The organism is Burkholderia sp. Bp9142 (genome assembly GCF_003853415.1).
Classification (GTDB): domain Bacteria; phylum Pseudomonadota; class Gammaproteobacteria; order Burkholderiales; family Burkholderiaceae; genus Burkholderia.
Genome location: NZ_QTPP01000042.1, coordinates 1 through 16,071, shown reverse-complemented (window position 1 = coordinate 16,071; position 16,071 = coordinate 1). Strand labels below are relative to the sequence as shown.

Below are 16,071 nucleotides of genomic sequence, written 5' to 3'. Positions count from 1 at the left end.
TGCATGCGTCGCCGGGGCCGCGTCCGAAACGCGGCACGTTCGCTCGCCGCCGCTAGCCGATGGGGGTCACACGGCCCGGATGCCGGCCGCTCGATCACGATGTGTGAAACGCGCCGGCAGCAACGTGTTGGGCATCGGCAGTCATCCCACCTCCGACGGGAGAGCACAATGTTGGCCAAGTCGATTCGAACCCTACGAGCCCTTCTGATCGTCTTCACCGTTTGCGTGATGACGTTCGCACCCGGTCGGGCAAGCGCACTGTCGAACCAGTTGCTGTTGCTGCTGCCGGACAACTTCACGCTGCCGGACCCGCGTGTGTCCGCGTGGCTCGATTCGGCGGCGGAGGAGGGACTGCAGATCTCGCTCATCAGCGACACGCAATTCAAGCAGGGCGGAACGTCGCTGCAGCAGTATCAGGGGCTCATCCTGCCGGACCAGGTGCATACGACCGCCGACGATACGCTCGTGACCGCAATCCAGACTTACGCGCTGAACGGCGGGCGCGTGATGCTCGTCTATGATTTCGGTGTACTGAACGAGGCGGGCTTCTATCCGGCCGGTCAATCGCGGTTCAGCTCGATGGCCGGCGTCAACTACGTGCTTTACGATACGTTCGGCGGAAGCATGATCGGCCTCGGTCCGGTGACCGGGATGGGGAGCACGTTGCGCGCGCTGCAGATTCCACCCGGGAAGTCGATGACATGGTCCGGCTCGACGACGACCGCAGCGGCGTTGGCCGCGACCACGTCGAGCACGTCGAGCGGCTCGACGACGAATCAACTGCTCTTCCTGCAGCCGAGCACGTCGAACCCGGGCGGGCTTGCCGGTTACAACCATCAGGCGTATTTCACGTACAAGATGGATAACGGGCGCATGAGCGGCCTGCCGCTGAATCTCGGGCGCGTGTCGACGGGGGGCAAGGTCGGATCCGGATCGTATTCGCCGACATCGACGACGCTGTCGTCGGTATCGACGGCGGTGAAGGGTGCGACGTCGCTCGTGACTGCCTCGCCATCCGCGACGACGGACGTGCTCGAAGGAATTTCCGGCTACGTATACGGCTTCCTCACCTATCCGAGCTACGTCACGCAAGGCACGTATACCGGCACGACGCTGCTGACGTCACCGAACTTCGGTCTCGTCGCCGGCTATCAGGTGTATGGAAACGGCGGTGTGATGTTCGTCAACCTGCCGCTCGCGTATCTCGACGGACAAACCGACAGCATGCCGATCCACGGCTTCCTGCGTTACTTCACGACGAACATCCTGTCGATGCCGCACCTGTCGCTGCAGCCGCGCGCCCAGGCCGGGATGGTCCTGAACTGGCACTTCTGCGCGGCAGACCAGATCCAGCCGGCGCAGTACCTGAAGAATTTCGGCGTCTGGAACAGCGGCCCGTACTCGATCGTGATGACGGCCGGTCCGGACGACGTGACACTCGGCGACCGGCTCGGGATCAACCTGACGAACAATACGCCGGCGAAGCAGCTGGTCGCGTTCCTGCTCAAGCGCGGGCACAAGGTCGGCAGTCACGGTGGCTGGGCGCACGACTACTGGGGGGCGAACGCCAGCGAAACGAACGCGAGCACGTTCACGCAATATCTGGTGCTGAACCACAATGCGATCCAGTCGGTGACGGGCAAGCCGGACGTCGAATGGGCGGCACCGGAAGGCAACACGCCGACGTGGGCGGTGAACTGGCTCGAGTCGAACGGCTATTCCGGCTACTACTTCACCGGCCATACCGGCAATGCGCAAACGCGCGCGTATCGCAACGGTTCGCTGCTGAATCCGGGCATCTGGGCGTTTCCGGTGATGCCGTTCGGCAAGTATGCGACGTTCGAGGAGTTCCAGGAATTCGCGGTGCCGACGACAGACGTCCAGAACTGGTATCAGTCGCTGATGGATTTCGTCGTCGCGAACCGCACGAGCCGGCTGATCTACATGCACCCGCTGGGCGCGTCGTGGTATCCGAACGTCGTCACGACGCTGCTCAGCTATGCAGCGTCGCTCGCGACGACCGGCCAGTTCAAGTGGTTCACGATGGACCAGCTCACGCAGTTCGACCGGCGCCGTCTGCTGGTGAACTGGACGGCGACCGATACCGGCACCAGCTGGACGTTCAGCGCGACGCATCCGGCGAATCTGCAGGACATGACCTGGCTGTTGCCGAAGAGCACGTACCAGTTGCCGAGCGTGAAAAGCGGGAGCGCGACAGTCGTGAGCACCGATCCGAACAACTGGCTGGTCATCGCGGGCACGGGCAAGTCGCTGTCGTTCACGAGCGCGAAGGCGCACTGACGCACGTCGGCTGGTTCGCCATCGGGGGAACACCATGAAGCGCGCTTCGTTCACGCGTGGGCTGCGCATGCTCGTCGTATCGGCGAGCGTCGCGCTCACGCTCGGCGTGTCGTTCGCGCAGTCCGCGGCCCGGGCGCCGCGCGCGTTTGCACGGCCGCCGCTCCATCTGCACGGATCCGCGAAACGGAACCCGGTCGGCCTGTCGCCGCAGCAGATCCGCCGTTTCTACGGGTTCGATCAATTGCCGGCCCGCGGCTACGGCGGCGACGATCAGGTCATCGCGATCGTCGACGCGTACGACAACCCGAACGCCGAAGCGGACCTGCGATTGTTCAGCAGCACGTTCGGCCTGCCGCCGTGCGCGTCCCCGCGCTGCTTCTCGAAGGTGTACGCGACACCCGACAAGCGTCCGCCTCCGCCCGACGCACTGTGGGCGATCGAGAGCTCGCTCGACGTGCAGTGGGCGCACGCGATCGCACCGAATGCGCGGATCGTGCTGGTCGAAGCCGCATCGAGTTCGCTCGATGACCTGATGAGCGCGATCGCGCTCGCGACGAGTCCGGCCCCGGGCGGGCTCGGCGCGAAGGTCGTGTCGATCAGTTGGGGGGCCCCCGAATTCCTGGCCGAGACGCAATTCGACGGGCAGTTCGCCAGCGCGAACGGTGTGTCGTTCGTCGCTGCGTCCGGCGACGGTGGTAATGGCATCGACTACCCGGCCGCGTCGCCGTATGTGCTGGGCGTCGGCGGCACGTCGATCGCGACCGATGCGAGCGGCGCCTACGCGGGCGAAACGGCATGGGCCGGCAGCGGCGGCGGACAGAGCGCGGTCGAGGCGGAGCCGACGTATCAGTCGAACTTCGGGACGCCATCGGATAGCCTCGGGCTGCGCGGCGTGCCCGATGTCGCGTACCACAGCGACCCGGCATCCGGCTTCGCGGTCTACAACTCGTACGGCTACGCGGGGCAGCGCGGCTGGTTCGTCGTCGGCGGTACGAGCGCGGGCGCACCGCAATGGTCCGCGTTGATCGCGATCGCGAACAGCTTGCGCATCGCGCGCGGCAAGACGACGCTGAACGCGGTGGGCGCGATCCAGAGCGTGCTGTACGGGCTCGCATCGGGCGCCTACGCGGCGAACTTCCGCGACATCGTCAGCGGCTCGAACGGCGCATGCGGCACGCTTTGCACGGCGGCGGTCGGATACGACTACGTCACCGGCCTCGGGCGCCCGATGGCCGCCAATCTGGTCCAGGCGTTGATCGCCGCACCTTGACACGGCGATGCGCGCCGAACGCTCGACGGCGCGCATGACCGGCTTCCCGGCCCGGGTCAGTCATCGGATTGGCGAATGGCTCGCCATGTTCGATCTACTTCAGGTCCCGGGCCACGCGAAACCCGTTTGCCGAAAAACGGACGCTGCTGTCGTATTTGAAGCGTGTCGAGACTGGCATGTAGGCCGCACCATCCCTCCACGAGCCGCCGCGGATGACGCGTACCTGGCAGTTCGGCTCGTCCCACGAGCGGCCATCGGCAGGCGCATTCTTGTACGAGTTGTGCCAGCAGTCGCTGACCCATTCCCACACGCCGCCCGCCATGTCGTAGAAACCGAGCGGATTGGCCGCGAACGAGCCGACGTTATCCGGTGCATCGGCACGCCACGGCGGACCGCAGTCCTTGCAGTTCGCGTTGCCCGGGCGCATCTCGTTGCCCCACCAGTAGCGCGTTGCGGTGCCGCCACGCGCCGCGAATTCCCATTCGGCCTCGGTCGGCAGCCGGTAAGACTTGCCGCTTATTTTCGACAGCCACTTCACGTACAGTTGCGCATCGTCCCAACTCAGGTCGCGCGCGGGCGCGTTCGCGACCGTATTGCTGTCGCCGGGCAGGCGCGGGCAGGCGCCTGCGTCGCGGCAGGCGTTCCATTGCGCGACAGTCACCACGTATTTCGCAAGCGCGAAGGAATGATCGAGCGTCACGCGATGTGACGGTTTTTCCGACGGATCGCCCGCATTGCTGCCCATTGCGAACGTCCCTGGACTGACCGCCAGCATGGCGGGGCATGCCGGGCAATCCCGGATTTCATTGGCGGCCGCCGCGCCCCCTTTCTGCGGAGGTGCCGATGGCGATGCCACCGCGGCGGGAGGCGGTGCCTTCGGCGGTGAGCCGGGCGTGTGCGCAGGCGCCGGCGCCGAAGCGGGGGCGGGTGCCGGCGTGGGGCTCGCCGTCGGTGCGGGCGCGGACGCCGCAGGCGCCTTGGGCGCGGTCGCGCGCAGTCGTGCGAGACGGGCCTGCGCCAACTGCGCGAAGCGGCCGTTCGGGTAAGTCTTCAGATAGGCCTCGTAATCGCCCGCCTCCTTGCTGTCCTTGATCGACTCCCAGAACGTCATTTCGTACTGTTCGGCACTGTCTTTCGGCATCACGCCCCGGCTATCGAGTGCGACGACGCCGACGTCGGCCAGCACGTCGGATCGTTGCTCCGTGCCACCGCCGGAATGCACCACGCCGGTTCCGGCACGACGCGACCCGGTGAGCGCAGACGTTGCTGCCGCATCGGAAAGGGAAGACGCGATCCAGGGTATCTGCCGATGCCCGGTGGCGCGTTCGACCATCGCGCCGGCACGGTCAAGGACCTGTGCGATACCGAGCCCCGGCAACGCGAGCGTCCGCAGCAGCGCCGCCGTGTAGACACCATGCGTTGCACCGTCGGCCGCGCCTTCGCCAGGCGCGGCCGCGTAGGCAACGAGCGTATGCGGCGGTGGCTTGCGGGCCGCCACGTTGCCGGCACCGGGGGGCGCTATCAGGCAGGAATCCAGAATGATCAGATCAATGCGGTCGCCGTGTGGCCGCGACGTCGCATCGAACACGGTTTGCAGGTCGATACCCGTTCGCGACAGGCCGGCCGGCGAGCCGACGTCGGCATCGACCGGCGCGAGCCATGTCGTTCCACCCGCGCTGGCGCCGTGGCCCGCGAAATAGACCAGCCCGGTGCCGCTGGCCGCGATGCGGCGCTCGAACGCGGCAAGCCCGTCGAGCATTTGCCGACGGGTCGCATTGCGCAACGTGATGACGTCGAAGCCGAGCGCCTGCAGCGCATCGCCCATCGCATCGGCGTCATGGACGGGGTTGGCGAGCGGATGGTCGCGATATGCACCGTTGCCGATCACGAGCGCGACGCGATGCGGCTCGATCGAGCCGGCGCGCGCGGAAGCTGCCGGCGGCACCGCAAAAGGATGCATGTCCTCGCCGGAGCAGGTGCTCGATGCCACCGAGATCGACGCAAGCAGGCATGCGGGCAAGAGTATTCGCCACATATTCGGCCCCCCAGGGTGCGCCGTCGGACGAGGTGCCGAAGGCGGAGCGCAGCCGTTGCCGGGTGTCCGGTCGCGGCGAGCGCAATGCCGGCTTGCGGCGGGCACGGCCAGGACACATTCAAGATAGCACGTGCGATCCGCGGCGATCACCGGATCCACCCGCGGGTTTTGCAAAAAACAACATACGCGTCCGCGCATCGCGGCCGGCCCATCACCCTGGGACATCGTTATGTGTCTTCCTGTCGATTACGTCCTAAGCTGTTAGACACGCTCCACTGTCCGACGCCGCGCGCCGCCACCAACGCGAGGAGCAACACGATGCGAAGAAGGGCTACGTTGTTGGCTTTGGCCGCCACCGTCCTGGCGCCGAGGATCACGTTTGCCGCCGGGCGTACGCCTTCGCCGCCCGGCGCCGAGGCATACATCATCTGGCCGTCGGACGGTGCAACGATCACGGGCGGCAAGTTCTGGGTGCGCATGGGCCTGCGCAACATGGGCATCTGCCCGAAAGGCATCGAGCGGGCCAACGTGGGCCATCATCATCTGCTCGTCGATACCGATCTCCCGCCGCTGGACCAGCCGATACCGTCGGACCGGAATCACCTCCATTACGGCGCCGGTCAAACCGAGGCGCGCATCGAGTTGCCACCCGGCAAGCACACGCTGCAGATGCTGATGGGGGACCACGACCACGTGCCGCACGATCCGCCGGTGTACTCGAAGAAGATCACGATCACGGTCAAGTAGCGCACCATGCCGCGCCTGCCGCATGAACCGGGAATTGCCGCCATGAACAAGCTCATCCTCTTCGCCGTTGCCGTGACGCTGCTATGGACGGGGGCGACGACTGCAGAGACCAGCACGCATCCCCCGAAGGCCGTCGTCTACATCGGATGGCCCAACGATGGCCAGGTGCTGCCGGCCGGACGTCCGTTCCGGGTGTGGTTCGGCTTGCGCGACATGGGGGTCGCGCCGTCGCATGTGCAGTTTCCGAACACGGGCCACCATCACCTGCTGGTCGATACGGACCTGCCGCCGATGGACCAGCCGATTCCGTCCGACCGGAATCACCTGCATTTCGGCGCGGGCGAGACCGAAACCACGCTGGAACTTCCGCCGGGCAAGCACACGCTGCAGCTCTTGATGGGCGACGCCAATCACGTGCCGCAAAATCCCCCCATCTACTCGAAGAAAATCACGATCTACGTGAAGTGACGTCGCGCGCGCTCGCGCGAGCGGGCGAGCTTCGGGCGGCAACGCTGCCGCCCGTCGCGCGCGTGCAAGTGTCGGCACATTCCCGACATCCCGGGCCGGAACTGTCGGCGACGACCCATCACGCATCCTTGATCCGTGCGCCCCGCACACGTCGCGCCACCTGCCGTCGTCGTCGCCCGGCCCCGCGCCGGCAAGCCATCCGGCAACATTTCCGCGGATCCCGCGAGCAGCTGGCACGCCCCATGCAGCATGAGACGCGAGCGTGCAACGCTGCAGCACGAACACCAACACCTCCGCCCGATCCCGCATCGTCGCCGCGTTCCTCCCAAGGAGTCGATCGTGAACACCCACCTGTCGCCGACTGCCTCGCGCAACTGCCGCGGTCTCATGCGGTCGCTGGCCCGCATCGCCGGTTCCGCCGGAGCATGCGCGGCGTTGCTGTCCGGCTGCATGGACCTGAACATGCCCGTCTACCAGCGCCCGGAGATGCCGGCAAAGACCACGTGGGCGCACGCGCACGGGCCCGTAACCGCGTCGGACACGGTCAATGCCGAATGGTGGAAGAGCTTCGACGATCCGACGCTCGACGCGCTCATCGACAAGGCCATCGCGGGCAACGTCGACATCAAGGTGCTGGCGGCGCGCATCGGCGTGGCCGGCGCGCAGGTCGGCGAAGTCCAGGCGGGCGCGCTGCCGAGCGCCAACCTCGGCGCGGGCGTGGACTTCGAGAAGAACACGCATCAATCGCCGTCGAGGACCTACAACCTCGGCAGCCAGGTGAACTGGGAGATCGACATCTGGGGCAAGGTCGAGAAAGGGGTGCAGGCGCAGAAGGCCGAATATCACGCGACCGAGGCCGACTGGCGCGCGGGCTACCTGACGCTCGTCGCCGACGTGTCGAGCACGTACTTCGAGATCCTCCAGTTCGACGACCAGATCGAACAGGAGCAGCGCACGCTCGACAAGAACCGGCGGATCCTCGCGATCTACCAGTCGATGTTTGCGAACGGCGTCGCGCCGCAGACGGAAGTGCTGCGGCAGGGCGCGGAGATCAACAGGCTGGCGAACCAGCTGATCGAACTGCACCGATCGCGCGACACCGCCGAGAACGCGCTGGCAACGCTGCTGGGCGTGCCGGCCGGCGAATTCAGATTGCCTGCCGGCCATCTCCGGCAGCGCGTCAAGCTGCCGGACGTGCCGATGGGGCTGCCCGCGCAACTGCTCGCGCGCCGGCCGGACGTCGTCGCCGCGCAGTATCGCGTGCTCGAATCGTATGACGAAGTGGGCGCGGCGAAGCTGGCGCAACTGCCGTCGATCAGCCTGACGGGGCGCGGCGGCACCGCGGCGTTTGCGCTGTCGGATCTCTTCAAGGCATTCACGTTCAGCTTCCTGCCGAGCATCAACCTGCCGATGTTCGACCCGAGCGTGCGTGCGCACATCAAGACGACCGACGCGCAGACGAAGGTCGCCGAGCAGCAGTACCGGCAGACCGTGTTCACCGCGTTCAAGGAAGTGGAAAACGCGCTCGTCGATCTCGACGCGCACAAGCAGCAGCGCGTGCAGCTTCAGCAGCAGGGCGAGCGTCTGCGCACCGTCGCCGCACAGGTCGAGGCGCAGCTCAAGGAAGGGCTCGTCTCGCAGCTCGAGGTGCTCGAATCGGAACGCTCGGTGGCGTCCGCGGAACTCGCGCTGCTCGCGAATCATCAGCAGATTCTGAGCGACACGGTCACGCTCTACAAGGCGATCGGCGGCGGCTGGCGCGCGGTCGAAATCTCGAATGCAAGCAGCGAGCCGGTTCGGCAAGCGATGCAATGAACACGCCAGCCCTGCGCAGCCGCGCAATCGGTAGCAGCCGATTGACTACCGCCATCCGTCGCCTAAACTTTTTTCACGATCGCGCCGCCACGTGCCTTGGCGGCGCGGCGTCACACGGGTGGTTCGAAAGCGCGTCGCGTTTCCTGCGCCGCGTGCCCATTGGCGGGCGCAGGTCGATCGTTGGTCGAATCATGGTTCCAGACGTCGCTTCGATTGCCGAGAAACAGGCCGCGCTCGACCGGCAGTTCGACATCGTGCTCAAGCCGGTTTCTCATCCGGAACTGAGCGAGATCCGGATCGACAAGGCGCTGTTCGCCGTTGGGCGGACAAACACGCCGTTCGCGTCCGCGCGGCCCGAACTGGTCGCCGACCTGTCGCGCCGGCATGCGCGCATTTTCTTTGAAGGCAGCGCGGCCTATGTCGCCGATCTGGGCAGCAAGAACGGGACGGCCGTCAACGGTGTCGATGTCGGCGACAAGCCGCACCTGCTGCGCGACGGCGACGAACTGCGATTCGCCGGCGCGCTGGCGTACCGCGTCGCGTTCGTGCCGCGCGCGACGCGTCAGCCGGCGCGGCCGGCCGTGGTCACGCTGGCGCCGGAGCGCGACGATCTCGGCCTGCAACCGGTCATCATTACCGCCTTCCCGTTCCTCGTGAGCAAGACCGACGACACGTTCGCCTGCTACCGGAACGCGTATCCGCATCAGGTCAACTACCTGTCGCGCCGGCATGCGCACATCTACGTGCAGGACGGCGAGGTCTTCGTGGAAGACCTCGGCAGCACGAACGGCACGTTCGTCGACGGCCGGCGCCTCGACGAGCATGCGGCGCCGCTCGGCGACGGCGCGATGCTCGCGTTCGGCGGCGACCATTTCGTCTATCGCGTCGGCGTGCAGCGCGAACCCGGGCCGGACTCCACCGTGACGGCCGCGTCGGCGCCCGGCGCCGCCGCGAATGCGGCCGCCGCGGACCCCGACCGGACGACCTTCGTCGATACCGCGCATTCGTTCCTCGACATCTTCTGCACGGTTCCGGCCGTACAGCAGGACGACGAGGTCAACCCGCACGCCGCGCATGGCGCCGCCGAAACCGCGCATGACGCGCGCCACCGGCGCGCCAGGATCGAAGTCTTCCTGTCGGAGCTGAGCGAGGCGTTCGGCGGCAGCGGGCACATCGACCTGCACCGGCTCGGCTGGTGGAGCGGCGGGCTGCTCGCGGCGGCCGTCCTGCTGCTCGCGACGCTGTATTTCCAGGACGCGCCGCTGCGCGAGATGCACGCGCTGCTGGCGCGCGGCGACACCGCGCAGGCGGCGCAACTTGCCGACCGCCATCTCGCGAGCCATCCGGAAGATTCGGCGTTCCTCGCGCCGGGTACCGAGGCGCTCATCCGGTCGAAAGTACCGGACTGGATCGCCGCCATGAACGTGCGCGCCTTCGACCGCGCCCGTGCCGTCGTGCAGGACATGCGCACGCTGGCCCGCCATAACCCCGACGCACGGCCGCTCGTCGAGGAAGTTGCGTGGATCGGCGAGTTGCAGGCGTTCGTGGCCGGGCACGGCGGGGCGGAAGCACCGATCCGCATCTATCGCGACGAAGCGCCGATCAAGGCATTGACCGGCCGCTGGAACGACGACCCGGGCGCGCATCAGCGGCAGCTCGACCGGATTTCGTCATACGTTCCGGCGTTCAGCGTGCTGTATGCCGACGCGCTCAGTCAGCTGCGCCGGCTGCAAAGCGACAACTCCGTCTATGTGGCGGCGCTCGAGCGGTTGCAGCGCGCGATCGCGTCGGCGCTCGACGACGACCGGCTCGACGGTCTCCCGGCGCTGCTTGCCGATAACGAGCAGCGCTATCCGCGCCTCGGCGGCCTCGACGCCGTGCGTGCCGATCTGCAGCAGTACCTGCAGTTCGAGAGCGACGCGCGGGCCGGGCATGGGCCGGCCGTGCTGGATCGCCTCAAGCAGTTCCGCTTCGCGACGCCGCAATTCGCTGCACATGTCGCGACGCTGGAACGGCTCGCTTCGTCGGGAGGGCGCGGTGAAGCTCGACAGTCTCCTTAAGCGCGCGCGGCAGGCGCCGCCGCCGGAGCCGCCACGTTCGCTGGGCGAGGCGCTGGAGGATCACAGCGCCGAAGGGATCGCGATCCTGACGGCGCGGCCGTGGCGGCTCACGCAGGCGACCATCATCGCGCTGGCAGGGCTCGTCGTGTGTGCACTCCTGTGGTCGTTCGTCGGCCGCGCCGACGTCATCGTGACCGCGCAGGGTGCGCTCGCGCCGGAGTCCGAGGTGCGCCGCATCTACGCGCCCGTCGACGGCGAGCTGGTGGACATCTATATCGCCGAGGGTCAGCCGGTCGAAAAGAACGACGTGATCGGCCGGATCAACGCGCGCGGCGCGATCGAGGCGGCGACCAACGCGCTCGATGCGCGCCTCAAGCTCGACGACGCGGAGCGCGAATGGAAGCAGTTTCCGGACAAGAAGCAGCTGATGGAGCGCAAGGCGGACGCACTGAAGCAACAGATCGAGGTCGAGGAGCACCTGCACCAGAACCGCATTGCCGAAGGCACCAGCAAGCTCGCGCAATCGCAGCGTGCGCAGATCGACGAAGCGCGCAGCAATATCGACAACGCCCGCCACGCGCTCGATCTCGCGAAGGACGAACAGGACAAGTACGCGCGCCTGTTCGCGCTGCCGGGCGGCGGCGGCGTGTCGCAGAGCCAGGTGGAGCAGAAGCGCAGCGCGTACCTGCAGGCCCAGGACAGCTACCGCGTCGCGCAGGCGCGGCTCACGCAGCTCGAGGCGCAGCAGAGTCACGAGTTCGCGCAGGCGAAGGCGCAACTCGAGGGCAGCGGCGAGACGCTGACCGGGCTGCGCATCCAGTACGACGCGACCGTGCGCGACGTCGCGAACACCGAAGAGAAGCTGCGCCTGCAGGTGCAGACGGCGCGCCTCGCAGCCGATGCCGCCGCGCGGATCCGCTTCGAGAACATCGACAAGGACAATTTTCTGCTCGTGCTGGCGCCGGTCTCCGGCGTGATCACCGATGTGACCACGACGCAGCCGGGCGACAAGATTCTCGCCAACACCCCGCTCGGCAGCATCGCGCCGTCCGATGCGCGGCCGGTGGTGAAGGTCGCGATCGCGGAGCAGGACCGCGCGTTCCTTCATGAAGGCCTGGCCGTGAAGCTCAAGTTCAATGCGTTTCCGTATCAGCGCTACGGCGTGATCGACGGCACGCTCGAATACATCTCGCCGGCGACGAAGCCGCAGGCGCAGACGAAGGAACCCGTCTACGAAGGCCGCGTGGCGCTCGTGCGCAACGCGTACACGATTGCCGGCACGAAATACCCGCTGCGCTACGGGATGACGGCCACGGCGGAAATCGTGGTGCGCGAGCGCCGCCTGATCGGGTTCGCGCTGGACCCGTTCAGGCAGATCGCGGGCTGAGGTGGACTGACACGGCGTCGCGGAATGCAGGCAAGCGGGGACGCGAGGCACCGGCGGCGAATCAGGACGATCGCCGCTTACAGGATCAAGGGGAACGAGATGACGGCAATAGTGCGTATCGACGACGAGGTGATCGGCACCGACGACTTCATCCGCGTGCTGAAGCTCACCGGGCAGTTCGAGGGCCTCGTCGAACAGCAGGTTCGCGACCGGCTGACGGTGATCGCGGCGCGGAAGATGGGCATGCAGGTGACGCCGGAGGAAATCCAGGAGCGTGCCGACCAGTTTCGCCGCGTGCGCGGCCTGCACCGCGCCGCGGACATGAACCGCTACCTGGACGTGCTCGGCGTGAGTCTCGACGAGTTCGAGCGCTTCATCACCGACACGCTGTACCAGGAAAAGACGCTCGACACGGTGTGCAGCGATGCAGCCGTCGAAGCGTACTTCAAGCTCAATTCGCCGAAGTTCGACAGCATCGAGGTCAGCCACGTCGTGCTGGATTCGGAGGGCAAGGCACGCGAAATGATGGCGATCCTGGAGGACGACCCGAGCTGCTTCGGCGACATGGCGCGCGAGCATTCGATCGCCGACACGAGCGAGCGTGGCGGCGTGATCGGCAAGGTGCTGCGCGGCTCGCTGAAGACGGATATCGAGGCCAAGGTGTTCAACGCGCACGTGGGCGACCTGCTCGGGCCGTTCGCGGCGCCCGACGGCTCGTTCTTCGAAATCTTCTCGGTGACCGCGAAGCATCCGGCCGCGCTCGACGCCGACGTCGCGTCGGAGGTGCGCCGCCTGCTGCGCGAGGAGTGGCTCGCCGAGCGCGCGCAGGAACACATCATCGAGGCACGTTGATCACGGAGAATCGCATCGATGGACGCACAAGCCCCCGCCCCGGCCAGCACCCCGTCGCTCGCGGCGTTTCTCGCGTCGGTGGAGCCGCTGTCGCTCTTCTCGCCCGACGAACTCGATCGCATGGCCGCCCATGCGCAGGTGCGCACCTACGCGTTCGGCGACACCGTCTGCAATCGCGGTGAACCGGCCGAGGGCCTGTATGTGCTGCGCTTCGGTTCCGTGCGCCTGATCGCCGACGAGCGCGGCAAGGAAACCAGCGTCGGCGTGCGCAAGGAACGCGAAGTGTTCGGTGAAATGGCGATGCTGCGCGACTACTGGCACGAGGTGTCGGTGCGCGCGTCGACGAAGACCGAGGTGCTGTGCATCCCGCGCAGCGCGATCGAGCCGATCCTGCGCGACAATCCCGCCGCGCAGTCGTTCGTGACGAGCTATGTCGCGATCAGCTCGGCCGGCGGTTTCGTGACGCGGCTGTTCGACCTGCGCGGCAAGCTGACGCGCGCCGAACTCGAGGAGTACGTGTCGAGCGTCGGCGTGAAGCGCGTGCCGGCCGGCAAGGAGATCGTCCGGCAGGGGCCGGGCGGCGACCTCCGGCTGTATGTCGTGCGCCAGGGCGAGGTGAGCGTGTCGTGCCACGAGGGCGGCAACGACTATCCGCTCGCGACGCTCGGCGCAGGCGAGATCTTCGGCGAGCGCGCGTGCCTGCTGCGGCAGGAGCAGGCGGCGACCGTCACCGCCGTCACCGATACGCGCCTGCTCGTCATTCCGGAAAAGACCGTGCACTTCATGCTCGAGCGCAACCCGAAATTGCGCGAGGTGCTCGAGGAGCGCATCCGTTTCGGCGAGCAGGAACTGACGCGGCAGAAGAAACTCGCCGAACGGCGCCGCCACCCGCTGCAGATCGATATCGGCGCCGACGCCGCGTTCGGCGAGCGCATGATCAAGCGTTTCGTGCTGGTCGAGCAGGCGGAGGAAATGGATTGCGGGGCGGCGTGCCTCGCGATGATCTGCCGTCACTACGGCGTCGCGATGACGCTCGGCAAGCTGCGCGATCTTGCGAACGTGACGACGCAGGGCGCGACGCTCGACAGTCTCGCGCGCACCGGCGAGGCGGTCGGCTTCGCGACGCGCGGCGTGCAGTGCACGTACGAGGCGCTGCTCGGGTTCGACCTGCCGTTCATCGTGCACTGGGAGGGATACCACTACGTCGTCGTGTACGGCGTGTCGAAGTCGTGGGTGCGTATCGCCGATCCGGCGCTCGGCTTCAGGAAGCTGAGCGTCGAGGCGTTCGAGCGCGGCTGGAGCGGCACCTGCCTGCTGTTTACCGCGAGCGGGCCGGCCGCGGCGCCGGCCGAGTCACGTTCGCCATGGGTGCGCTTCATCGGCTATCTGCGCCCTTACCGGAAGATCCTCGCGCATCTGTTCCTGGCGACGTTCGTGATCCAGGTGCTGGGCGTCATACCGCCGCTCATCATCCAGAGCATCCTGGATGGGGTAGTCGTGCACCAGAACGTCAACCTGCTGCACCTGCTGATTGCCGGGCTCGTCATTTCGCACGTGTTTACCCAGTTGATGACCACGATCCGCGCGCATCTTTCCAACTTCATGGTGCGCAGTCTCGACTTCGCGATGATGTCGCAGTTCTATCAGCATACGATGTCGCTGCCTTACTCGTTTTTCGCGCGCCGCAAGAGCGGGGACGTGTTCGCGCGCTTCCAGGAGAACCAGACGATCCGGGCGTTCCTGACGGAGTCCACCGTCACCACCGCGCTCAATCTTCTGATGATCTTCATCTACTTCACGATCATGTTTCTGTACAACGTGAAGATGACGCTCGTGCTGATCGCCTTCGTGATTCCGATCATGGTGCTCACGGCGCTCGCGACGCCCAGGCTGAAAGGCTATGCGCGCGAGATGTTTGCCGCGTCCACCGACGCGAAGTCGCTGCTGATGGAGACGCTCGGCGGCGTCGAGACCGTGAAGGGCATGGGCATCGAGCGGTCGGTCCGGCTGAAGTGGGAGCGCAAGTATGCGAAGGCGCTCGACGTCCAGTACCGTGCGCAGTCATTCAATATCCTGGTGACGCTGGGCAGCCAGTTGCTGAATGCGGCGACCACCATCGTGATCCTGTGGGTCGGTGCGAACCTCGTGCTCGCGCACGAACTCAGCATCGGGCAACTGATCGCCTTCAATGCGTTCATGGGCAGCGTGCTGGCGCCGCTGATGGGACTCGTCGGCATGTGGAGCCTGATGAACGACGCGGCGGTGGCGATGGAGCGGCTCGGCGACGTCCTCGACATCGAGCCCGAGCAGCGGCCGTCCGAACTGGCCTCACGCGTGCTGCTGCCCGACCTGCAGGGCGACATCGGCTTCGACGGCGTGTATTTCCGCTACGGCGGCAACGAAACGCCCTACGTGCTCGAGAACATCAACTGCACGATCAAGCGTGGCGAGATGGTGGCCATCGTCGGGCGCAGCGGTTCGGGAAAAACCACGCTGGCGAAGCTGCTCGTGGGATTCTATGCGCCCACGGACGGCAAGATCGTGGTCGACGGATACGACATGAGCGCGATCGACAAGGCCTGCTACCGTGCGCAGATCGGTTACGTGATGCAGTCCAATCTGGTCTTCTCCGGATCGATTGCCGAGAACATCGCATGTGGCGACGCGAGCCCCGACTGGCGCCGCATGGAGGAGGTCGCCCGGATGGCCGACGCGCATGCATTCATCAGCAAACTGCCGCTCGGCTACGAGCAGGTGGTGGGCGAGCGCGGCGTCGGCCTGTCGGGCGGCCAGATCCAGCGGCTCTGCATCGCGCGCGCGCTGTATCACGACCCGCGCCTGCTCGTGTTCGACGAGGCGACATCGTCGCTCGACACGCAGTCGGAGAGCAACATTCTCGCGAACATGCACGAAATCCTGCAAGGGCGCACGGCGGTGATCATCGCGCACCGGCTCAGCACCATCATGCGTGCCGACAAGATCCTCGTCCTGTACGAAGGCGCGATCGTCGAACAGGGCTCGCACGACGAGCTGGTCGCCCTCCAGGGCATGTATTTCCAGCTCGTGCAGAAACAGCTGGGTGCCGCATGAAACTCTTCGACCCGCACGGATTCGGCAACTCCGCGATCTCGTATGC

At 66.6% G+C, this 16,071-nt stretch carries 10 protein-coding genes and 1 pseudogene; 9 read left to right on the top strand and 2 right to left on the bottom strand.

The features are described 5' to 3' along the window. The first annotated feature begins 168 nt into the window (after positions 1–168). Positions 169–2,301 carry a polysaccharide deacetylase family protein gene (locus DIE22_RS31610; RefSeq protein WP_124606887.1) on the top strand — a complete coding sequence of 711 codons (2,133 nt, stop codon included), beginning with the start codon at positions 169–171 and terminating at the stop codon, positions 2,299–2,301. A gap of 34 nt (positions 2,302–2,335) precedes the next feature. Next, on the top strand, positions 2,336–3,571 hold the full coding sequence (locus tag DIE22_RS31605; RefSeq protein WP_124606886.1) for a S53 family peptidase: 1,236 nt from the start codon (positions 2,336–2,338) through the stop codon (positions 3,569–3,571). Between the two features lie 94 nt (positions 3,572–3,665). Here the strand turns inward: DIE22_RS31605 and DIE22_RS39370 are convergent, their stop codons facing one another. Both DIE22_RS39370 and DIE22_RS39365 read right to left on the bottom strand, forming a co-directional pair. After that, positions 3,666–4,904: a formylglycine-generating enzyme family protein gene (locus DIE22_RS39370; RefSeq protein ID WP_409410205.1), complete on the bottom strand. Its 1,239-nt coding sequence runs from the start codon at positions 4,902–4,904 to the stop codon at positions 3,666–3,668. Further along, positions 4,905–5,531: pseudogene (locus tag DIE22_RS39365) on the bottom strand (caspase domain-containing protein); the annotation flags it as partial. Between the two features lie 393 nt (positions 5,532–5,924). Here DIE22_RS39365 and DIE22_RS31595 point away from each other — a divergent pair. From DIE22_RS31595 to DIE22_RS31565, 7 genes are all read left to right on the top strand, one after another. Beyond that, a complete protein-coding gene (locus DIE22_RS31595; protein WP_124501571.1) occupies positions 5,925–6,353 on the top strand; it encodes a DUF4399 domain-containing protein in 429 nt (142 codons plus the stop codon). A gap of 42 nt (positions 6,354–6,395) precedes the next feature. Next, the gene (locus DIE22_RS31590; RefSeq protein WP_124501572.1) at positions 6,396–6,821 is read left to right on the top strand and encodes a DUF4399 domain-containing protein; all 426 of its coding nucleotides are present in this window, start codon (positions 6,396–6,398) and stop codon (positions 6,819–6,821) included. Positions 6,822–7,208: 387 nt separating this feature from the next. Next, entirely contained in the window at positions 7,209–8,636 is a 1,428-nt protein-coding gene (locus DIE22_RS31585) for an efflux transporter outer membrane subunit (protein WP_124606908.1), read from the top strand. A gap of 191 nt (positions 8,637–8,827) precedes the next feature. Beyond that, positions 8,828–10,696, top strand: coding sequence for an FHA domain-containing protein (locus DIE22_RS39255; RefSeq protein WP_124606885.1), 1,869 nt, complete (start codon positions 8,828–8,830; stop codon positions 10,694–10,696). After that, on the top strand, positions 10,674–12,083 hold the full coding sequence (locus DIE22_RS31575; protein WP_124606884.1) for an HlyD family efflux transporter periplasmic adaptor subunit: 1,410 nt from the start codon (positions 10,674–10,676) through the stop codon (positions 12,081–12,083). Before DIE22_RS39255 ends, DIE22_RS31575 begins: the two co-directional genes overlap by 23 nt. A gap of 99 nt (positions 12,084–12,182) precedes the next feature. Further along, the gene (locus DIE22_RS31570; protein WP_124501575.1) at positions 12,183–12,935 is read left to right on the top strand and encodes a peptidylprolyl isomerase; all 753 of its coding nucleotides are present in this window, start codon (positions 12,183–12,185) and stop codon (positions 12,933–12,935) included. Between the two features lie 18 nt (positions 12,936–12,953). Then, entirely contained in the window at positions 12,954–16,025 is a 3,072-nt protein-coding gene (locus DIE22_RS31565; RefSeq protein ID WP_124606883.1) for a peptidase domain-containing ABC transporter, read from the top strand. The last annotated feature ends 46 nt before the right edge of the window (positions 16,026–16,071 follow it).

Coding starts and splice junctions, on each gene's coding strand:
- DIE22_RS31565 (WP_124606883.1), top strand. CDS start 12,954: ATGGACGCACAAGCCCCCGCCCCGGCCAGCACCCCGTCGCTCGCGGCG.
- DIE22_RS31590 (WP_124501572.1), top strand. CDS start 6,396: ATGAACAAGCTCATCCTCTTCGCCGTTGCCGTGACGCTGCTATGGACG.
- DIE22_RS31595 (WP_124501571.1), top strand. CDS start 5,925: ATGCGAAGAAGGGCTACGTTGTTGGCTTTGGCCGCCACCGTCCTGGCG.
- DIE22_RS31585 (WP_124606908.1), top strand. CDS start 7,209: ATGCGGTCGCTGGCCCGCATCGCCGGTTCCGCCGGAGCATGCGCGGCG.
- DIE22_RS39255 (WP_124606885.1), top strand. CDS start 8,828: ATGGTTCCAGACGTCGCTTCGATTGCCGAGAAACAGGCCGCGCTCGAC.
- DIE22_RS39370 (WP_409410205.1), bottom strand. CDS start 4,904: ATGGTCGAACGCGCCACCGGGCATCGGCAGATACCCTGGATCGCGTCT.
- DIE22_RS31570 (WP_124501575.1), top strand. CDS start 12,183: ATGACGGCAATAGTGCGTATCGACGACGAGGTGATCGGCACCGACGAC.
- DIE22_RS31605 (WP_124606886.1), top strand. CDS start 2,336: ATGAAGCGCGCTTCGTTCACGCGTGGGCTGCGCATGCTCGTCGTATCG.
- DIE22_RS31610 (WP_124606887.1), top strand. CDS start 169: ATGTTGGCCAAGTCGATTCGAACCCTACGAGCCCTTCTGATCGTCTTC.